Annotated in this window: 19 protein-coding genes; 11 read left to right on the top strand and 8 right to left on the bottom strand. The window is 32.4% G+C overall.

Annotated features, from left to right (window positions below):
• Window positions 1–25: 25 nt before the first annotated feature.
• Window positions 26–445, bottom strand: a complete 420-nt coding sequence (locus L3X39_RS10510) for a nucleoside-diphosphate kinase (protein ID WP_237231743.1) — start codon at window positions 443–445, stop codon at window positions 26–28.
• A 178-nt stretch (window positions 446–623) separates the two neighbouring features.
• Between L3X39_RS10510 and L3X39_RS10515 the strand changes: the two genes are divergently transcribed.
• From L3X39_RS10515 to L3X39_RS10540, 6 genes are read left to right on the top strand one after another with little or no spacing between them, the layout of a single operon-like run.
• On the top strand, window positions 624–1,643 hold the full coding sequence (locus L3X39_RS10515; protein ID WP_237231744.1) for a DHH family phosphoesterase: 1,020 nt from the start codon (window positions 624–626) through the stop codon (window positions 1,641–1,643).
• On the top strand, window positions 1,636–2,178 hold the full coding sequence (gene gldI / locus L3X39_RS10520) for a gliding motility-associated peptidyl-prolyl isomerase GldI (RefSeq protein WP_237231745.1): 543 nt from the start codon (window positions 1,636–1,638) through the stop codon (window positions 2,176–2,178). Before L3X39_RS10515 ends, gldI begins: the two co-directional genes overlap by 8 nt.
• Before the next feature lies 1 nt (window position 2,179).
• On the top strand, window positions 2,180–3,307 hold the full coding sequence (locus tag L3X39_RS10525) for a peptidylprolyl isomerase (protein WP_237231746.1): 1,128 nt from the start codon (window positions 2,180–2,182) through the stop codon (window positions 3,305–3,307).
• 55 nt (window positions 3,308–3,362) lie between these two features.
• Window positions 3,363–4,283: a prolipoprotein diacylglyceryl transferase gene (gene lgt, locus L3X39_RS10530; protein ID WP_237231747.1), complete on the top strand. Its 921-nt coding sequence runs from the start codon at window positions 3,363–3,365 to the stop codon at window positions 4,281–4,283.
• Between the two features lies 1 nt (window position 4,284).
• Window positions 4,285–4,764 carry a DUF192 domain-containing protein gene (locus L3X39_RS10535; protein WP_237231748.1) on the top strand — a complete coding sequence of 160 codons (480 nt, stop codon included), beginning with the start codon at window positions 4,285–4,287 and terminating at the stop codon, window positions 4,762–4,764.
• Window positions 4,765–4,770: 6 nt separating this feature from the next.
• Window positions 4,771–5,118: a VOC family protein gene (locus L3X39_RS10540; protein WP_237231749.1), complete on the top strand. Its 348-nt coding sequence runs from the start codon at window positions 4,771–4,773 to the stop codon at window positions 5,116–5,118.
• 319 nt (window positions 5,119–5,437) lie between these two features.
• Here L3X39_RS10540 and secDF read toward each other — a convergent pair whose 3' ends face one another.
• From secDF to L3X39_RS10575, 7 genes are all read right to left on the bottom strand, one after another.
• Window positions 5,438–8,422, bottom strand: coding sequence for a protein translocase subunit SecDF (secDF, locus tag L3X39_RS10545; protein ID WP_237231750.1), 2,985 nt, complete (start codon window positions 8,420–8,422; stop codon window positions 5,438–5,440).
• A gap of 124 nt (window positions 8,423–8,546) precedes the next feature.
• Entirely contained in the window at window positions 8,547–9,167 is a 621-nt protein-coding gene (locus L3X39_RS10550; RefSeq protein WP_237231751.1) for a hypothetical protein, read from the bottom strand.
• A 72-nt stretch (window positions 9,168–9,239) separates the two neighbouring features.
• A complete protein-coding gene (gene mdh, locus L3X39_RS10555) occupies window positions 9,240–10,166 on the bottom strand; it encodes a malate dehydrogenase (RefSeq protein WP_237231752.1) in 927 nt (308 codons plus the stop codon).
• A 202-nt stretch (window positions 10,167–10,368) separates the two neighbouring features.
• On the bottom strand, window positions 10,369–11,385 hold the full coding sequence (locus L3X39_RS10560; protein WP_237231753.1) for a DUF6588 family protein: 1,017 nt from the start codon (window positions 11,383–11,385) through the stop codon (window positions 10,369–10,371).
• 103 nt (window positions 11,386–11,488) lie between these two features.
• Complete coding sequence (locus L3X39_RS10565) at window positions 11,489–14,035, bottom strand: TonB-dependent receptor plug domain-containing protein (RefSeq protein WP_237231754.1); 2,547 nt, start codon at window positions 14,033–14,035, stop codon at window positions 11,489–11,491.
• On the bottom strand, window positions 14,022–14,936 hold the full coding sequence (locus L3X39_RS10570) for a FecR family protein (protein ID WP_237231755.1): 915 nt from the start codon (window positions 14,934–14,936) through the stop codon (window positions 14,022–14,024). The genes L3X39_RS10565 and L3X39_RS10570 overlap by 14 nt, the downstream gene beginning before the upstream one ends.
• Window positions 14,937–14,990: 54 nt before the next feature.
• A complete protein-coding gene (locus L3X39_RS10575; RefSeq protein ID WP_237231756.1) occupies window positions 14,991–15,506 on the bottom strand; it encodes an RNA polymerase sigma factor in 516 nt (171 codons plus the stop codon).
• A 221-nt stretch (window positions 15,507–15,727) separates the two neighbouring features.
• On the opposite strand from L3X39_RS10575, the gene L3X39_RS10580 reads away from it, so the two are divergent.
• The 5 genes from L3X39_RS10580 to L3X39_RS10600 all read left to right on the top strand — a co-directional run bounded on the left by L3X39_RS10580 (window position 15,728) and on the right by L3X39_RS10600 (window position 20,262).
• On the top strand, window positions 15,728–16,780 hold the full coding sequence (locus L3X39_RS10580; RefSeq protein WP_237231757.1) for a hypothetical protein: 1,053 nt from the start codon (window positions 15,728–15,730) through the stop codon (window positions 16,778–16,780).
• Between the two features lie 393 nt (window positions 16,781–17,173).
• Window positions 17,174–18,232, top strand: coding sequence for a hypothetical protein (locus L3X39_RS10585; protein WP_237231758.1), 1,059 nt, complete (start codon window positions 17,174–17,176; stop codon window positions 18,230–18,232).
• Between the two features lie 88 nt (window positions 18,233–18,320).
• Window positions 18,321–19,109 carry a membrane metalloprotease gene (locus tag L3X39_RS10590; RefSeq protein WP_237231759.1) on the top strand — a complete coding sequence of 263 codons (789 nt, stop codon included), beginning with the start codon at window positions 18,321–18,323 and terminating at the stop codon, window positions 19,107–19,109.
• 32 nt (window positions 19,110–19,141) lie between these two features.
• Entirely contained in the window at window positions 19,142–19,720 is a 579-nt protein-coding gene (locus L3X39_RS10595) for a porin family protein (RefSeq protein ID WP_237231760.1), read from the top strand.
• 86 nt (window positions 19,721–19,806) lie between these two features.
• Window positions 19,807–20,262, top strand: coding sequence for a hypothetical protein (locus L3X39_RS10600; RefSeq protein ID WP_237231761.1), 456 nt, complete (start codon window positions 19,807–19,809; stop codon window positions 20,260–20,262).
• Window positions 20,263–20,289 lie beyond the last annotated feature (27 nt).

Consider the following 20,289-nt stretch of genomic DNA (forward strand, 5'->3'; position numbering starts at 1 on the left):
ATTACTATTTTTATATTAAGAAAGTTTAAAACATCTCTCTACCAGAGAAGTGAAAAGCTCCTTCGATAGCAGCATTTTCATCACTATCACTACCATGTACTGCATTTTCTCCTATAGAAGCAGCATATAATTTTCTAATAGTACCTTCGGCTGCCTCAGCAGGATTTGTAGCACCAATTAAGGTTCTAAAGTCTTCAACTGCATTATCTTTTTCCAAAATTGCTGCCACAATTGGTCCACGAGTCATATACTCAACCAATTCTGGGAAAAACGGACGTTCTTTATGTATTGCATAAAATGCTTGTGCATCAGCTTTTGTCATCTGTGTTAATTTCATAGCTACAATTCTAAATCCTGAAGCTGAAATTTTTTCTAGTATTGCACCAATGTGTCCTTTTTCAACCGCATCTGGTTTAAGCATTGTAAATGTTCTATTTGTTGCCATTTTTTTATTTTAAATTATTCAGTTTATAATTAATTTGATAAATAGGTCTTCATGAAATTACAAACCAAATTTTAGAAAATAAACTATAAACACTCTTTGTAATTTTCCGTGCAAAAGTAAGGTATTTCTATTTAAAAACAATACAAACAATTTTAAAAAAATTGTATCTTCGTCAACTATGAATGAACACGATATTGCCAGTATTAAGCAGTTATTATCAACGCCAAAAAAGATAGTTATTGTACCCCATAAAAACCCTGATGGCGATGCTATTGGTTCTACGCTTGGTTTATATCATTACTTATTGAAGTACAATCACCAGACTCAAGTTTTGGTGCCTAATGATTATCCTACGTTTTTAAAATGGGTTCCAGGAAATGACACTATTTTAAAGCACGATTCTCAAACGACTGAATGTGATGCTTTAATTAATGACGCTGATATTATTTTCACCTTAGATTTTAATGCTTTACATAGAACTGGTAATATGGAACCCGTGTTAGCTAAAAGTACAGCGTTAAAAATAATGATTGATCATCATCAAGCACCTGACGATTATGCCGCTTATACATTTAGTGATGTGAGCATGAGTTCTACATGCGAAATGGTATATCATTTTATAAGTATGCTAGGAGATTCAAGTTTGATTGATGCCAATATTGCTACTTGTTTGTACGTAGGTATTATGACCGACACAGGATCATTTAGATTTCCTTCAACTACAAGTACAACTCATAAGATTATTGCAAAACTTATTGAAAGTGGAGCTAACAACGCCGAAATACACAATAATGTTTACGATACTAATAGCTATGCACGATTACAACTTTTAGGTTGTGCTCTGAACAATTTGAACGTAATTCCAGAATCTAGAACTGCGTACATGACCTTGTCTCAAGATGAGCTTCAAAAATTCGATTACAAAAAAGGGGATACCGAAGGTTTTGTAAATTATGGCTTATCATTAAATAATATTGTACTTGCTGCCATCTTTATTGAAGATAAACAAGAAGGCATTATTAAAATATCATTACGCTCTAAAGGAAACTTTTCTGTTAATGAAATGTCACGATTACATTTTGACGGTGGTGGTCATATAAACGCCGCTGGTGGCAGAAGCGAATTATCATTAAAAGATACCGTTGAAAAATTTATTAGTATATTGCCTAGTTATAATAAAGCCCTAAATGATGAATAAATTACTAATATTAGCTATTGTTTTACTAGCTTTTAGCTGTAAAACTCCCGAAGCAAGACGTCCTGTTTCTGTAAAAACAGGCTCTTTTATTGATGCTTCGGTAGAGCGAAATAAAAAACTTAACGCCAGAGAACAGTCTATAATAGAGAAGCTTTTAAAGCAAGATAAAAAAGACTATATCGCTTCTGAAAGTGGTTTTTGGTACTACTACAATAATAAAATTGATATAGATACATTAAAAACGCCCGCTTTTGGTGATATTGTTAATTACAACTACAATGTAAAAGGTTTAAATGGCAACTTAATATATTCTACAGAAGATATTAAAACCCAAACCTACACCATGGATAAAGAAGAACTATTTACGGGATTGCGTGAAGGTTTAAAACTTATGAAAGCTGGTGAAACTGTTACTTTTCTTTTTCCATCACAAAAGGCCTATGGTTATTACGGTGATGAAAATAAAATATCTAGCAATACCCCTTTAATTTGTGAGGTTACCATAAATTCTATTACACAAAATCAAACCCATTAGCATGAATTTAATTAAACCTACAATTAAATTTTTTTTATTATCACTTCTAATAAATTTAACTGCTTGTAAAGCACCATATCCTGAGCTTGAAGATGGATTGTATGCTGAATTTATTACGAGCAAAGGCATTATGGTTGCCAAATTGGAAAATGAAAAAGTACCCATTACAGTAGCAAATTTTGTATCGCTTGCTGAAGGCACCAATACCATGGTCGACAAAAAATATGCCGGTAAGAAGTTTTATAACGGAACGATATTCCATCGGGTTATGGATAATTTTATGATTCAAGGTGGCGACCCTAAAGGAACAGGTTTTGGCAATGCTGGATACAGGTTTATGGATGAATTTCATCCAGACTTAAAACATGATAAACCAGGTATTTTATCTATGGCAAACCCAGGTCCAAACTCCAATAGTAGTCAGTTTTTCATAACAGAAGTTCCCAAACCTAGCTTAGATAACAAACATTCTGTCTTTGGAGAATTAGTTATTGGTTTAAACATTCAAGATTCCATATCGAACGTTGAAACTAACGAAAGAAACAAACCTCTTAAAGATGTAGTTCTAGAAGAGTTAAACATTATAAGAAAAGGGAAAGCTGCTAAGCAATTTGATGCTCCTAAAATATTTATTAACCATTTTGCCGAAGCCGAACGTCTTGAAAAAGAAAAAGCTGAAAGAGCTGAAGCCATTATAAAAGCATCCAAGGAAAAATTTAACACTCAAGAAGCTAATGCTATTACTCTAGAATCTGGGTTAAAATATATTGTAACCGAAAAAGGTTCGGGTGAAAAACTACCTATAGATGCCGAAGTTTTAACGCATTATGCAGTATATTTTGAAAACGGAAAATTGCTAGAAACTAGTAAATTAGAAATAGCCGAAGCGCTAGATGCTGTAAATGAAAACCGAAAAGCAGCTGATAAATACCAACCATTAACTGCAAACATTGGTCCTAATGCACGAATGATTCCTGGATTTAAAGAGGGCTTACAACAATTGCATGTAGGAGATAAAGCTACTTTTTTTATTCCTTATCATTTGGCCTACGGAGAAGCTGGGACCAGAGGTATTCCAGAAAAATCTAATCTTATATTTGAAGTTGAAGTATTGGAACTTCTTAAATAAATTTTAACATAAAAAACACCTTTAACGTTTATCTTTACGTTGAAAAATAAATCTTATGCAACTACTAAAACTTGATTGGAATCCTATAACTGGTATTGATATTGTTGGAAATTTCAAGCTTCATTTTTATAGCCTTATGTGGATTATCGCCTTTATTTTAGGCTGGTATATTATGAAACGTATTTTCACTAAAGAAAAAGTGTCTCTTGATTACTTAGACCCGCTTTTTATTTACACCGTTTTAGCAACCATGCTTGGAGCAAGATTAGGGCATGTTTTGTTTTACCAATCAGAGCTTATTTCAGAAGACTTTTTTAGCATCTTTTTACCTTTCAGCTTTAAAAATGGTTTTGAGTTTACCGGTTTTCAAGGACTGGCAAGTCATGGTGCTGCCATAGGTATTATTATTGGTATGTACTTGTACAGACGAAAATACAAGTACAAATCACTGCTTTGGATTTTAGACCGTATTGTAATCTCTGTAGCTTCTGGTGCTATTTTTATTAGAATTGGAAACTTTATTAATTCTGAAATTATAGGTAAAATAACCGATTCAAGCTTCGGGGTTCGTTTTATTCAGGATTATTATAATAAGTACGACGCTGTGCGTTTAACCGGCATTAAAGATGTTCAAAAGGCATATGACGCTATTGCTAGTAACCCAGAGTTATTAGAAGTTGTTCCTTACAGACATCCAGCACAGTTATACGAATCGTTTTGTTACATATTTGTGTTTTTAATTTTATGGTATTTCTATTCTAAAACACCAAAAAGAGATCAATCTGGGTTTTTGTTTGGTTTGTTTTTAATCCTGCTTTGGACCATTCGTTTCTTTGTAGAATTTGTAAAAGAACCACAAGGCGACGAATATATTAACTGGTTTGGTTTAAATACAGGCCAATGGTTAAGTATTCCATTTATCCTAATCGGGTTATACTTTATGTTTGTTTACAAACCCAAAACAGTAGTAAAATAACATGTGTTTAAAGCGCTACATATTTGCTTTTACTTTATCGCTTTCGTTAATCTTATCAGCATGTAAAGACGATAAAAAAGCTATAACGCAGACGGAAGTTGCTTTTAAAAAGGAAGGCGAACTCGATATATTTAAAAACGATTCTACTCAAGTAACGTTTGATATTGAAATTGCAGATACCGAATATGAAACACAAACAGGTTTGATGTATAGAAGCTCTATGAAACCAAACCATGGTATGCTGTTTGTTTTTGATGATGTTGCGCCTCGTTCCTTTTATATGAAGAACACTAAAATAGCATTAGACTTAATTTTTATTGACGAAAACCATAAAATAGTTAGTTTCCAAAAAAATGCGAAACCTCTTGATGAGGCTTCACTTCCATCTAATGTTCCAGCGAAATATGTATTAGAAATCAATGCTGGATTGGTTGATAAATGGGCGATTGCGGTTGGCGATAGTATAAGCTATAAAAACTAATTATTTATGCAAATTGTTCCTGTTTTACCGTCACAAAATATTGATAGGGATGTTGATTGGTACAACAACTACGCTGGTTTTAAGTTAGTACATAAAGATGCTATGTATGCGGTTTTAAAAAGAGACACTTTGTACCTACATTTACAATGGCATGCTGATACGGATGACGACCCACTACTTGGAGGCTCAGTAATTAAAATTTTTGTTGACGATGTTCAACCGCTTTTTGATGAATTTGTAAAACGAGGTACTATTAACAGAGACAAACTAAGATTAAAAACCGATTGGGGCACTAATGAATTTGGGTTTTACGATTTAAATAATAACGCCATTTTTTTTGTAGAAGCTATTTAAAATTGGTTTCTGGTGGTCTCTACTTCATGGGCTTGATTTTGTGAGAAAAAAATGATAACTTCGTTTACATGTGCTGAACTTGTTTCCTCTCCAAAAATAGATTGCTTTTTTGTTTTAAAACTATAGTTAGCACATATGTGCGTTAGGGATTTCAGTGGCATCCTTTTTATGTTCCCGATACTAATTTGCAAAGCAAATTCACTCGAACTGACATAAAAAGATATAATGAAAAGCCCGACCTCAAACAAGTTTGGGGTAACGCCATAAAAAAAGCCTACCAAAATACATTGATAGGCTTCTTGCAAAGAAAAAATTTGAGTTAGTCTTTCTTTTTCTTTTTATCTTCTAGTTTTTGTACTGTATCATACATAATTGGTGTTGCAATGAATAGTGACGAATACGTACCTACAATTACACCCACTATTAATGCAAACATAAACCCTCTGATAGAGTCGCCACCAAATATAAAAATGGCTAATAATACTACTAAGGTAGTTAACGAGGTATTTAAGGTTCTACTTAATGTACTACTTAACGATACGTTTACAACTTTATTGAACTGCCAACTTGTGTGCTCGTTGAAGAATTCACGAATTCTATCGAATACTACCACCGTATCATTTAACGAGTAACCTATTACCGTTAATATGGCTGCTATAAATGCTTGGTCGATTTCCATACTAAACGGCATAAACTTATAAGTTAATGAGAATACACCTAATACTATTAAGACATCGTGAAATACCGCCGCAACTGCACCTAACGAATATTGCCATCTTTTAAAACGTAGTAATATATACAGGAATACTACGATTAACGACCCTAAAATAGCCCAAAACGAAGCTTGTTTAATGTCATCGGCAATGGTTGGACTTACCTTATAATACTTCATTAATCCAACTGATTTAGTATCGGCATCACTAATAAAATCTTCATAAGTAAGACCATCTAAATGATTTTGTAAAGCATCGTAAAGTGTTTTTCTTATTTCCTCATCAACCTCAGCACCTGTTTCATTTACTTTATACTTGGTTGTGATTTTTAATTGATTTGCATCACCAAAAGTTTTAGCATCGGCACTACCAAAAACGTCTGGTTGTGATAATACACCCGTAATTTCTGCAGCACTAACATCTTGTGCAAAACGCACTTGATAGGTTCTACCTCCTACAAAATCTACACCTTGATCTAAACTATTTGTAAATAATGATCCTAAACTTACTGCGATGAAAACTCCAGAAATAACATAAGCTACTTTACGCTTTTTTAAGAATTCAATACTTATGTTTCTGAAAAGATTTTTAGTAATAGCCGTAGCGAAATCTAATTTACCACCTCTATTTACATACCAGTCAATTAATAATCTTGTAATGAAAATAGCCGTAAATAATGATGTACCAATACCGATTAATAAGGTTGTAGCAAATCCTTTAATTGGACCTGTTCCAAAAATAAATAAGATTAAAGCGGTTAAACCTGTAGTAATGTTAGCATCTAAAATGGATGATAAAGCATTACTAAACCCGTCTTGAATCGCTTCTTTTTGACCTTTACCTTTGGTAAGTTCCTCTCGAATACGTTCGAAAATAAGAACGTTCGCATCCACCGACATACCAATGGTCAATACGATACCAGCAATACCAGGTAATGTTAATACAGCTCCTAATCCGGACAAGATTCCGAAGATCAATAGGATATTAAATAACATGGCTATATCTGCAAAAATACCTGCTTTACCGTAGTAAAAAATCATCCAAAGTAATACCAGTGCTAAGGCAATTAAAAATGACGTTGTACCACTATCAATCGCTTCTTGACCTAATGATGGACCTACTACCTCACTCTGAATAATATCTGCTGACGCCGGTAATTTTCCTGCACGTAATACGTTTGCTAAGTCAATCGCTTCGTTTAAGGTAAAATCTCCTGAAATTGAAGAGCTACCACCAGCAATAGGACCCGTTGTTACACCAGGCGCTGAATAAACCACATTATCTAAAACAATAGCAATCTGGCTACCTTGAGTATAAGCTTTACCAGTCATTTCCTCCCAAATCTTAGCACCTTTAGCATTCATTTGCATAGATACTTCAGATTTACCTGTTGGCCCGAATTGGTTACGAGCGTCAGTAACAACAGCACCGCTTAACTGAGGCGTATTTTCTCTATTACCAACTAAGGCATATAAATCTATTAATTCGCTATCTTTTTCTGGTTTTCCAAAAACAAACTTCGTGTAGCGTTGTTCAGCAGGAAGTAAGGCTCTTACTTCTGGTCGGTTTAAGTAATCAAGAACAGTTTCTTTATCTTTAATTTCAAATTTGGCGATAACTGGACCTCCTTGGTAGCCACCACCTTTAATTAAGCTTACTAAAGGGCTTACTGTCGCAACTGCTGTTGAATCTGTTTCAGCATCACCTAATAAATCATCAATGGTTGAATCTTCTTGATCTTGAGGTTCAACTTCCTCTGATTCCGTATTAGTTTCTACAATATCTTGTAAAACAGCATCCGCTTGATATAGGAAACCAACGAACTGTTCGCCTTTGTAAGCATCCCAAAACTCTAATTGGGCTGTACTTTGTAATAGTGATGTTGCTCTTTCTACATCTTTCACACCTGGCAATTCAACTAAAATACGACCAGAAGTTCCTAAGCGTTGAATGTTAGGTGATGTAACACCAAACTCATCAATACGTTTACGTAATACTTCGAAAGCAGACACAATTGATTCGTCTATTTTTGTAGAGATAATACTTTTTACTTCATCATCAGACATACTCCCATCAATTTCTCCATCAAGAGCTTTGGTATAAAATATATCTGGTGACGCTAATTTTGTATCACCTTTAATTTTGTCAAAAGCTATAAAGAAGTCCTCTAAATAAGTGTTTTGACTATTTTTTTGAAGCTCTGTTGCGTCTTCTAAAGCCTTATTAAAAACAGGATCTTTGGTATTGTTTGCCAATCCTTTTAATATGTCTTTTACACTTACTTGAAGAATTACGTTAATACCTCCTTTTAGGTCTAAACCAAGGTTCATAGCCTTTGCTTTCACATCATTATATGAGAATTTTGCTATGCCTATATTAAAAACCGTATCAGTAGCTATTGATTGTAAGTAGTCAGCCTCTTCTTGACTACGTTTTGCACGATAATCTTCTTCAGTATCGGCAATTTTATTAATAGCTATTTCTTCTGCTTGTCTTTCAATTTGGTTTGATTTAAACGTAAACGAAAGTTGGTAAATACTTACCAAGCCAAACAAAAGGGCAAATATTTTTACTAATCCTTTATTTTGCATTGTATATAATTTTAAGGTCAAATTTTTTAAAAACGAGCAAATATAGAATTTCCCGTATAATTTGACAATTTTTAATTTTAATTAAAATTTTGTGTTTTTTATTGATGAAAGTTGAAGAATCCTTTTAGCAAATAGGTCCTGCTCTAACTTCCGGTATTTTGTGAAGGATATCATCTATTGCAATAGCAATATTTCTAAATACTTTTAAGGCTAGTTTAGCTTCATGCTCGTCCTTTCCAAATTCGAAATTATTTAAAAGAAACGTTGTATTTGGGTCTAAAAATCGATTGCTTTTTGCATCAATATTTTGAACGCTAATACCATTAAAATCCCAACCTGAATCTTCCCCGTTCTGGATTTCATAAACATTTAGATTATAAGTAACGTTAGTATCATCTAAAGGAAATTCCTTAGAACCATTTTCTTGGTTATGAGTATTAACATCAATATCTAAATCTTTTGATTTAGAAAAAGAGTTTTTAATTTCTAAAAAATCGACTTCGGTGTAATACGTAATTTTTAGAGTTCCGTTTTCACCTTGTTTAACCTGAATATTATCGATGCTAAATCCCTCTAATTGCTTCTTTACATTCGCAATAGCGTTTTTTACTTCTAAAGAGGTTATGTTAAAATCATCAAATTGTATAACAATTTCTTGATTAGGGACAACTGCTTGTTGTTGAGAAGAAATACCCAAAAGAGTAACCAATAAAACAAGAGCGACTATGTACCACTTTTTTAACATGCGCCAAATATAAAAAAATAAAGACTGTATTGCTACAGTCTTTATATAATTATCAAATTAAGGTTGTAAAAATTATAATTCTAATAATCCGTTTGTATTTTTAACACCCTCGGCACTAGCTTGCATGTGAGCTTTTTCAGCATTACTTAAAGGAATATTAACTATTTTTTCAATACCATTTTTTCCTAAAATTACTGGAACACCAATACAGATATCATTTAAACCATACTCACCTTCTAATAAGGTTGAACAAGGAAACATTTTTTTAGTATCACAAGCAATGGCTTGAACCATTCCTGATACTGCCGCACCAGGTGCATACCACGCAGAAGTTCCTAATAATTTAGTTAGTGTTGCACCTCCTACTTTAGTATCTTCTGCTACTTGTGCTAAACGTTCTTCACTTAAAAATTCAGAAACTTTAATACTGTTTCTAGTTGCATGACTAGTTAAAGGTACCATACCTGTATCACTATGACCACCAACAACCATTCCATCTACATCACTAATTGGAGCTTCTAGAGCTTCCGCTAATCTATATTTAAAACGTGCAGAATCTAAAGCACCACCCATTCCTATAATTCTGTTTTTAGGAATATTTAAAGATTTATGAGCTAAATACGTCATCGTATCCATTGGGTTACTAACAACAATAAGAATCATATTAGGAGAATGCTCCAGTAAACTTGTAGATACAGCCTTTACAATGCCTGCATTAATACCAATTAACTCTTCACGAGTCATACCTGGTTTTCGTGGGATACCAGAGGTGATTACACAAATATCACTATTTGCGGTTTTACTGTAATCATTCGTTACACCCGTAATTTTTGTATCAAAACTATTTAATGATGCACATTGCATTAAATCCATGGCTTTTCCTTCAGCATATCCTTCTTTGATGTCTAATAAAACAACCTCTGAAGCGAAATTTTTAATAGCAATGTATTCTGCACAACTGGCACCAACTGCTCCTGCTCCTACTACTGTTACTTTCATTTTAGTATGTATTTAAATTTATTATTGATGGTTAATAACGATAATTTTATAAATTAAACTACAATTATATCGTTTAAGTGCTGCGAAATTACAAATTAAAACACTCTAAATAAAAAAAGTACAAGATAAAATCTTGTACTTTTTAAACTAAAACTAAATATAAACTAACTAAAACTAAACAATTATAATCTAAAACTATTTTTTATCTGAAACCAAAGTTTATACCTACTGAAAAGGCATTGTATTCGGACAGATGATATTCTGCATTAAGTCTGAAAAAACCTAACTTTAATTTTGTTCCTAAAGTTCCTCTAACTGACGACACTTCACTAGTCACCGAAAAAGGATCAACAATATCTTGCGATGTAATAAACCCATTTGTTACTCGATAGGTTCCTAATAAATCGGATTGTGATTTTCCTTTTATATAACCTAAACCACCATAAAAATTAATTACAGGCAATTTAGTTGATGCTATTAGTTGAAATAACCATGTATTAACATCACTTTCAACTCTTTGATTCTCGCCTTCAACTGTTGATGAATTTGTTAAATCATAAGATCCATCTAAATGTGTGTATGCAACTAAGCCGGAAATGGCAACTGGTAATAATTTATCTGCAGGTAACCATTTAGTCATTTCAAATTGTAAACCTGCACCATACATACTTAAAGAAACCTCATCGGTATCAATTTTTGGTACAAAACGAGCTTTTATTTCTATACCTTTACTTAAACCTAAAGCTCCTTGAATGAAAGCAGTAGGAATTAAGCTAATATTTTCTGAACCAATACCTTGTGGTAATTCTATTTGTTCGGTTTGACTTCCAAAAATAGGGTCATCATATTCAACTTCTACAAATATTGTAGGATCGTTTTGTCCTAAAACTGTAGATACCATTTGCGAACTTGGACCTGTAACAAATTGCACGTTGTTATAATCTGCCGTATTCATTTGAAACATCTTGTTTTCATCTTTTACATTAGCAGCATTAACCACCACAGATATTTCAAAACCTCCTAAAGGTTTAGCATCGGCAGTATTAAACCAATTAGAATTCATGCTATGCATTAAACCATTGGTTCCTGGAGCTAAATAATCGTTGGCGAATCGTTGTGCGTCTTCTACACCTGCAGCTAAAAGGGCGTCAATATCACTTTGTGCTTTTGAAATGGTTGTTACTAAAAAGAGTAACATAAGTAACATTATCTTTTTCATTTATAATAGATTTGGTTTTACAAACATAGGAAAAAATTCACATAAAACAACTTTTTATCGAAAAAAAATGCTTTTAATCGATAATTTTAACATTTTACATGTCTTAAAAATTTATTCTTAAGCTCAAATTCGGCGTTAAACCTAGCGATTTATTGTTGATTTGAATAGCTTTATCAGAGTCGTTTGGATCGACTTCATAATATCTATTAATGATATTCTTTCTGTCCAAAACATTCAAAACACCAACTCTAAATTCAGCCTGAACTGATTCGGAGAGATTAAAATTATAATTCATAGAGGCGTCTAATCTCATAAAATCTTCCACATTTTCATTGTTAGGCACATCATAATTAACACGAGTATTATTACCATCTTGTACTGTTTCATTTCCTTCAAGAGGTTTTGTGTATGGTTGTCCCGAACGCCAAATACCACCAACTGACATCTCTAAATTCTTTAAAACATTATAATTAAAGGCTAAGGAAACCGAATGCCTTATATCTACATTATTGGGAAATACTGATGGTGTAATACTTGCAAATTCATAATCATTAATACTATAGGTATAACTAGCCCAAGTGCTAAAATTATTTGCTGTTTTGTTTAATAAAAACTCAACGCCTTTAGCATTATAACTTCCCTGTGCATTTTCATATTGAAAATTATTATAAAATCCTTGATTAGAAGCCGTAATACCCTCAACTAATTTGTAGAACCCTTCTACATCTATCAACCAATTATTTTGGTTAAACTCAAAACCAAACGAAGCTTGTTTGCTTTCAGATATTTTAATTGTTTGTTCGTTTGCTAAAATCCATCGTCTGTTTTCAACACCTAAAAAATCGTCTTGAAAATCTATCTTTTGATTTGCGGACTGGTTTTTAAATTCGCCTTGTAACTTTATTGCAAACTGATTTGATAATTTCTGCCTAAAGTTTAATCGTGGTTCTAAAATAAGTTTACTGAACTTTTGAAAATAATTGCCTCGCAACCCTATTCTTAAATAGGTGTTACTTTTTTTATATTCTAATTCAGAAAAAAGTGCATGGTTTAACAACACATCCTTTTTAGTTATGTCGTAAGAAGGATTTGTTACCGTTGTTTCGTTTAAAATACCTATTTCACTAAATTGGTAACCGTTTAAAAAGCTTAAATAGTTGTTTAATTTTAATCGCGTTTTAAACTTTAGACCTGTTTCAAGTACCTCATTAGCTTGGGTTAATCGCTGGTCTGTTTCTATTCTATAATCTGTCGCATCCACGTTATAACTAGAGTAAAACGCATTAAATTCCGAACTAAATGTATCACTCCAAACAGCACTCCAACTGGCACCAAAACCTAAATTCTCTTGTTTTAAATTACTTGTTTTTGATTCGGAATTGCCACTAGTATCCTGGTAACTTTCCGTATAATCTAAATTGTTATTAATACCGATAATATTTGCTCTGAATTTATGATTATCATTCAAATCAAAAAGTAATTTGGCCGAATAATCGTAAAAGAAGAAATCGCTACTTCTATTACTTTCACTAATGTTATCACTATTACTTGTAAGCTCGCTATCTTGAAAACTACGTTCGAAATAATTATCATACGTTGGAGAACTTAGTAAGTCAGTAAAAGAACGTCTACCCGAAACATGTAATGCTAAAGATTTTGAAATGGGTATCTCTAAAAAAGCATCGGCATGAATTAAATTGGCACCAAAACCTCCTGAAAATTTGTTGCTTATTTGGTTTTTGGTAGACATATTAATGGTGCTTGAAACGCCATCACTAAATTCGCTCGATGTTCCATTTTTGGTAACCACGACTTTCTCAGTCAAATAAGGGTTATAAGCAGAAATAAGCCCAAAGAAATGTCCTGAATGGTACATTTTAATATTATCCCAAAGAATGAGATTTTCATCATTTGTACCACCTCTTACATTAATATTGGCAATACTTTCATTAACACTCTCTACACCTGGCAATGCTTGAATAGACTGCAAAATATCTGGTTCTGTTAATCCTGGTAAAATTCCAAACTTTTCAGTATTTAAAACTGTACTTCCATCAATATGCTTTTGCAAACCCGTTGTTAAGAATTTGGTGATTAGAATTTGACTAAGCGCTTCGTTTTGTTCTTGAATAGCGATGCTTTTACAAGTCTCGTTAAGCATCCTTAAATCTGAAGCTTTAAAGCTTTTAGTTTGGTAACCTAAATATGAAATGATCACAGTATCGTTTATACCAACATCACTCATTTTAAATTTACCGTTGGTATCTGTAATAACGCCTTTTGATGAATTTTCAACTAAAACGGATGCACCAAAAAGAGGTAAATCATCACTTTCGGAGATTAAAATCCCACAAATAGATATTGTTTTATCGATCGTTGAAATAGTTATATAACGCTCATTAAGAAACTTGAAGTTTAAAACAGTCGAAGCATTTAATCTATCTATAATCTCATTTAATGTTTCTGATTCTTGCAATGGAGCAACTAGTAGCCCATCAACGTCATTAACTGAATATGAAAATTTAACCTCAAACTTAGTTTCTATTTGAGTAATTAGCTCCATTAAAGGCAAATTTTCTTGAGATTGAACATCAAAAGAAAACATCCTAACAAGAAAAAACAAAAAGATAAAAGCCTTATTTCGTTTCATAGTTATAGAACTCAACATTTTTACCATTTATTTTATAACTTAGTTTTAAAGGTATGGTTACCGATTGTAAGGCTATATTCTTATCGGTATGTGTAAAGCTTCCTGAAAAGGTTTTAGAAGTATTTACTTTTGTTGCATCTATTTTTAAATCATATTGAATTTCTAGCTCATTGATAACTTGCCATAAGGGCACGTTATTAAAACTAGACTCCTTAGCTAACCACGATGGGTTTTCTGCGTTAAAATCGTTTACTAAACTCACGTCGCCATTTACAACTCTAAACGACTTACCTGGTGTTAAAATAACCTTTTCTTGATTGCTTGTAACGCTCACCGAACCTTCATAACATTGTACCTCAAAATATTTATCGCGCTCTTTTACATTAAACTGAGTACCCAATACTTGAATACTTCCAGCATCAGTATTTACGGTAAATTTTTCACCTTTTGTTACTTTGAAAAATGCCTCACCATCTAATTCAAGATTTCTACTTTCTTTCCATTCTTTCTTGTTGAAAGAAAGTTTTGATTGTGCATTTAAAATCACCTCAGAATTATCAGGTAAGTTTAACGTTTTAGTTTGGGCTATTTGTGTTTCAAAAGATTTTGTGTTATTAAAGAATAAGAAATAAGACGATGTAAGCATTACCACAAAAATGGCCGCTATTTTTAAGAACGATTTAAAGTTTAAAGGAATTACCTTAGTTTCCTTTTTATTGAATTTTCTAGATTTAAAATCAGCCAATGCCTTTTGAGCATCGATTTTTGGAGCTTCTAACTGTTTTGAATAAAAGCCCAATTTTTCTAGCGTTGAAAAATCTTCATTCGGATAACGTTTTTTAATATCCTCAGCAGAAATCTCACCTTCAAACCATTTTAATATGTCGTTTTCTTTATTCATTTTTTGTGCATTCTGTAAATAAGACACTTACATTTTATTTTACCCTACCCTACATTAAATATTTTCTATATGTTCTCTTAAAATTTTTAGTGCTGCCGACATTCTTTTTTCAACTGCTTTTTGAGAAACCCCTAACATTTCTGCTATTTCTCTGTATTTTTTTCCATCAATTCTATTCAATAAAAAAACTTCACGTTGTGCATCTGATAATAATGATAAGGTATCTTGAAGCTTCTTTTTAAATTCTTCTTCTTCCAATAAATATTCTGGACTCTCATTTGTTTTATCAATATAAGGAGCTGCTTTGGCATATTCTAAAACAACCTTATTGTGCTTCACCTTGTTTAAAAATAAATTATTTACGGTTGTGAACAAATACGTTTTTGCTTTTGTAAAATCTATTTTAGAACAATTTTCCCAGATTTTCGAAAATGCATCTTGCACTAAATCCAAAGCACCATCCTTATCTCCACACTTATAATAGGCAAAATTAGTAGCGTGTTGAATATGCTCTATGTAAAACGTATTAAAATAAGTTTCTTCGCAAAGTTTGGAGTTGTTGTTACTCATTGTAAAGTAGGTCTTTTTTTAAAAAGAAAATTAACAATCTTGATTACAAAAGTAGGATAAATTTATTTTTAGCTGCCTAAGCATTGTATAAAAACTAGACGCAACTAAAAATTTAAAATTAATATTTAAAAAAGTAGGGTAAAATAATATTCGATTGTCTTACTCATAGAAAGCGAAAGAATCGCAAAAAAGAAAAATTAATGACCCTAAAATCTATTATTATGAACAATTTAAAATTTATTACAGTAACCTTATTATTAACATTTATTGGATTTACATCTTGTCAAGATGAGGATGACAAAGTAAATGGTGAAAATCCTGAAGCAAATGCTGCAAACTCTCAAACAGCTCAACATTTAAAGCGATCATCTATGCATGATGGTAGTTTTGATGATTTCTTAGATGGCGTATCATGCTCGTCTATTTTATTACCCGTTACAGCAACTGTTAATGGTACTGAAGTTAACGTGGTTAGTGAATCTGATTACGCCACTGTAATCGACATCTTATCTGAATATAATAATGATGACGACGAAGTTGTATTACACTTTCCATTATCGGTTAAATTAAGTAATTACACTGAAGTTAGCGTTTCAAACCAACTTGAATACAATGCTTTAATTCTCGCGTGTAACCAAGCTGAAAATGCAGCAGAGGCAGCTATTAATTGCTTAGATATCAATTTTCCAATTACAATATTTACCTATAACTTAAATTTCACACAAACTGGTAGCGTTGTTATTGAGTCTGAAGAGCAATTATACACTTTTATGAATGACTTTAGTAATGATGAATATTTTGCTGTTAAATATCCTATTACTGCAAATATGAATAGTGAGACAGTAATTAGTATAGCAAGTGATTTAGATCTACAAACCAGAATTACAGAATGTATTGCTTATGAAGATGAAAAGCAAGAAGCTGAAGAAAACGCAAAAACGGTTGAAACTATTTTAGTTAACAGTTTATTTAAAGTACAATCGTTCGTTCAGGCTGGTGTTGAAAAAGCAAATGACTATGCTGATTATACCATTGATTTTGCTGGAAATTTATCATGTACAGCTGAAAACACGGTTAATTCAGCCATCGAAAATGTGCAAGGTACTTACGAAGTAACCTCACAAACAGACATATATTTTAACTTAGCTTTTTCTGGGAATGCAACTTTTGAACTGCTAAACAATTCATGGGAAGTTACAAGCTATTCTCAAACTTCAATCTCTTTTAAGAGCACTACAAATGCAGCTGCAACATTAGTATTAGCCCAAATATAATTAGGCTTGCATTTGTAACTTATGTTATGAAAACAGCTATCAAAATTTTGATAGCTGTTTTTTGTTTTTTAAAGTATAATTATGTCTTAAAATCTAGGTTTTTGCATTAAATTATAAAAATATCATTTAATGGTAGGGTAAATGTATTTTTAGTTGTCTTAAACATGTAAGAAAACAACATTTAAAATTATGAAGCAAGATAATACACTTAAAATAATAAAAGTTGTCTTATTCATAATTTTAACTTTATCTATTTTAGCCATCATACATCTAAATTTAAAAATGATTTTTGAAATTGGGTAGGGTAAAATAAAATGTAGTTGTCTTACTAAAACAAGGGCGAAAAGAATCGCTATGAAAAAGAAAATTTAAATCCCAAAAAAAATTAACATTATGAAAAATTTAAAATTTTTAACCGCAATTTTATTAACATCTATTTTAAGTTTCACATCGTGTCAAGAAGAAATTGATACGGAAAATGGACAAAATCCAAATACAAATAATGCAAGTTCCCCTACAGCTAATAACTTAGAGCGTGCATCAATGTATGATGGTAGTTTTGACGACTTTTTAGATGGCATATCTTGCTCTTCTATTTTATTACCTGTAACTGCTACAATAAACAACACGGAGATTACAATTATTAATGAATCTCAATATAACCTGGTTTTAAACATTCTAGGGGAGTTTACTAATGATGACGATAGTATTGAATTTCAATTTCCTTTAACTGTTAGATTAAGTAATTATACAGAGGTTCAAGTTGCTAATCAATCCGAATATGATGCATTAGTTGCAGCGTGTGAAGAAGCTGAAAGTAGAGCTGAAGACGCCATCAATTGTTTAAATATTGATTTTCCAATTACAATTCTAACTTACAGCTTAAACTTTGAGCAAACTGGTAGCGTTGTTATTGAGTCTGAACAACAATTGTATACCTATATGAATAACTTTAGTAATGACGAGTTGTTTGCTGTTAACTATCCTATAACCGCAACTTTAAACGGAGATAGTAATACGGTTGTTGAAATTTCAAGCGATTTGGACTTGCAGGCGCGTATTACAGAGTGTTTGGGCACTGAAGATGCCAAGGAAGAAGCTGAAGAAAACGCCCAAACCTTAGAAACTATTTTAGTTGATGGTTTGTTTAAAGTAGAGTCATTTGTTACTGCTGGTGTAAATGCCGCTAATGATTATGCAGATTACACCATAGATTTTGCAAACGATCTATCTTGTACTGCTGAAAATACAGTAAATGCAACAATACAAGATGTTGAGGGTACATATGCCGTAACATCTGAGCTTGAAGTGTATTTATCTTTAACTTTCACTGGAAATGCTACGTTCGAGCTATTAAATCATAATTGGGAAGTTACAAGCTATTCTACAAATTCTATCTCTCTACAAAGCACAACAAATGCCGCAATAACTCTGGTTTTATCCCAAATTTAAAAACTAGAATAGCATTTGTTACGTATGTTATGGTAAAGCAGCTACCTATAAATGGGTAGCTGTTTTTAATCAAAAAATTTCGTAAATCATGAAGTATCAATTTTTAATAGCCCTTTTTATATTATCAATTATAAGCGCTTGTTCTAAAGATGAGTCTGCAAATATTGATTCCGATCAACCCAACCCTATTGATAAAAACTTAAATAGAAAAACTACGGGTAGTTCTGCAAATGATTTGTTATCTGACGCAAAATTCACCAATATGATTATCGAACTGGTTTATGTGGAAGGGTTTGAGCCCACTCAAACAGCTATTAATAACTTTGTAAGCTTTTTAAACGAACGAACCAATAAACCAGGTGGTATTACTGTTGAAAAACGAGCCATTGCTTCTTCAGGAAAAGATGTATATACTTTAGAGGAAATTGCCCAGATTGAAAGAGAACAAAGGCAACATTATAATACGCAAAATCAAATTGCTATTTGGGCTTATTTTACTGATGGCAAGTCTGAAAATGATTCGGAAGCCAATGGCACTTTAACTCTTGGAACAGCCTACTGGAACACCTCATTTGTTATTTACGAAGAAACGATTCAAGGATTAAGCAACAGTCCTTTAGAGCCTAACCGGTCGTTATTAGAAACCACGGTAATTAACCATGAATTTGGTCATATTTTCGGACTTACAAATCTTGGATCTCCTTTGCAAAGCAATCATGAAGATACAGAACATCCCAAACACTGTAATGTAGAAGATTGCTTGATGTATTGGGCTACCGAGTCGGCCATTAATATATCTGATATGGCAAATATGAGTTCAGCACCTCAACTAGATGCACAATGTATAGCCGATTTGCAAGCAAATGGAGGTAAATAGAAATGTTAAATCAAATTATAAAATAAATCAAAATGAAAACACTAATAAAAATCGTATTTATTTTCACCATTATATTAAACACAAACGCTCAAACACATAAATCGAACACCGGTCTTAAAGGTGGTTATAATTTAGCTGCCGTTAGTTTTGATGGTGAAACCGAAACAGGACAAAGGCATTCATTTCATATAGGTTTTTATGGCGAATCATTTTTATCTGAAAGTGTGGCGCTACAAATAGAATTGCTTTACTCTCAACAGGGTTATGAATTACAAGATGGCGGAGGCACTTTTACACAAAAATTGGATTATCTGAATCTGCCATTAATGTTGAAACTTTATCCTGACCAAGCGTTCTTTTTAGAAGTTGGTCCTCAAATAGGGTTGGCAGTCTCACACAAGGAAGAATTTGATAGTGGTTTTGGTTTATTCGATACTACGCAAGAATTTGATCCGCAAAATTTTGATTGGGGAATGAACTTTGGAACTGGTTTTAAAACCGAATCTGGAGTATCGCTAGGAGTTCGTTATCATTTAGGGCTAGGTAGCGTATATGATGAAGGAAATCCAAAAAATCGTGTTTGGCAGTTCTCTATAGGTTTCGATTTTTAATAAAAAAGGTAGGGTAAAATACCTTTAAGTTGTCTTATAATTGAAAGCTTTTATAAAGCAAATTAATAATCAAAAAAATTAAAGTTATGAGATCAATAAAAAAATTTGCATTCATTTTATCATTAATCATTTCGTTTGGTGCAACAGCGCAAGAACCTGATAAATCTAATGAAAAAGTAATGGATAAAGAGTCTTACTATAAACAACGAGCTTTAGAAGATGCTAAATACGAACAACAGTTCAAGGCAGAAAATGAGGCTGAAGAAGAGGCTTTTTGGGATGAGCAAAAAGCGTATGAAAAAGATTTAAAGCGTAAAGACAAAAAAGCATATAAAGCCTATATGAAAGGTAAAAAGGACGCATATGCAGAACATTATGCACATTGTAACAATCACTGTCATCATAGTGACCATTATTATCATCACGCTTCTTTTTACTATTACAGATATGATGGATATTATTATGAAAGATATCCTAGAAGAAATACGATTAATATAAGAACACGAGTTAACACTCCTCGTGTAAGTTTAGGACTTTTTTGATTTGATTAGGTTTAGTTAGTTAGTAAA

Source organism: Flaviramulus multivorans, assembly GCF_021728415.1.
GTDB lineage: Bacteria > Bacteroidota > Bacteroidia > Flavobacteriales > Flavobacteriaceae > Sabulilitoribacter > Sabulilitoribacter multivorans.

Excerpts from the sequence above, each read along its gene's own strand:
- L3X39_RS10590 (WP_237231759.1), top strand. The coding sequence starts at position 18,321 with ATGAAGTATCAATTTTTAATAGCCCTTTTTATATTATCAATTATAAGC.
- L3X39_RS10540 (WP_237231749.1), top strand. The coding sequence starts at position 4,771 with ATGCAAATTGTTCCTGTTTTACCGTCACAAAATATTGATAGGGATGTT.
- gldI (WP_237231745.1), top strand. The coding sequence starts at position 1,636 with ATGAATAAATTACTAATATTAGCTATTGTTTTACTAGCTTTTAGCTGT.
- L3X39_RS10595 (WP_237231760.1), top strand. The coding sequence starts at position 19,142 with ATGAAAACACTAATAAAAATCGTATTTATTTTCACCATTATATTAAAC.
- L3X39_RS10570 (WP_237231755.1), bottom strand. The coding sequence starts at position 14,936 with ATGAATAAAGAAAACGACATATTAAAATGGTTTGAAGGTGAGATTTCT.
- L3X39_RS10515 (WP_237231744.1), top strand. The coding sequence starts at position 624 with ATGAATGAACACGATATTGCCAGTATTAAGCAGTTATTATCAACGCCA.
- L3X39_RS10600 (WP_237231761.1), top strand. The coding sequence starts at position 19,807 with ATGAGATCAATAAAAAAATTTGCATTCATTTTATCATTAATCATTTCG.
- L3X39_RS10565 (WP_237231754.1), bottom strand. The coding sequence starts at position 14,035 with ATGAAACGAAATAAGGCTTTTATCTTTTTGTTTTTTCTTGTTAGGATG.
- L3X39_RS10550 (WP_237231751.1), bottom strand. The coding sequence starts at position 9,167 with ATGTTAAAAAAGTGGTACATAGTCGCTCTTGTTTTATTGGTTACTCTT.
- lgt (WP_237231747.1), top strand. The coding sequence starts at position 3,363 with ATGCAACTACTAAAACTTGATTGGAATCCTATAACTGGTATTGATATT.
- mdh (WP_237231752.1), bottom strand. The coding sequence starts at position 10,166 with ATGAAAGTAACAGTAGTAGGAGCAGGAGCAGTTGGTGCCAGTTGTGCA.
- L3X39_RS10510 (WP_237231743.1), bottom strand. The coding sequence starts at position 445 with ATGGCAACAAATAGAACATTTACAATGCTTAAACCAGATGCGGTTGAA.
- L3X39_RS10560 (WP_237231753.1), bottom strand. The coding sequence starts at position 11,385 with ATGAAAAAGATAATGTTACTTATGTTACTCTTTTTAGTAACAACCATT.
- L3X39_RS10535 (WP_237231748.1), top strand. The coding sequence starts at position 4,285 with ATGTGTTTAAAGCGCTACATATTTGCTTTTACTTTATCGCTTTCGTTA.
- L3X39_RS10580 (WP_237231757.1), top strand. The coding sequence starts at position 15,728 with ATGAACAATTTAAAATTTATTACAGTAACCTTATTATTAACATTTATT.
- L3X39_RS10525 (WP_237231746.1), top strand. The coding sequence starts at position 2,180 with ATGAATTTAATTAAACCTACAATTAAATTTTTTTTATTATCACTTCTA.
- L3X39_RS10575 (WP_237231756.1), bottom strand. The coding sequence starts at position 15,506 with ATGAGTAACAACAACTCCAAACTTTGCGAAGAAACTTATTTTAATACG.
- L3X39_RS10585 (WP_237231758.1), top strand. The coding sequence starts at position 17,174 with ATGAAAAATTTAAAATTTTTAACCGCAATTTTATTAACATCTATTTTA.
- secDF (WP_237231750.1), bottom strand. The coding sequence starts at position 8,422 with ATGCAAAATAAAGGATTAGTAAAAATATTTGCCCTTTTGTTTGGCTTG.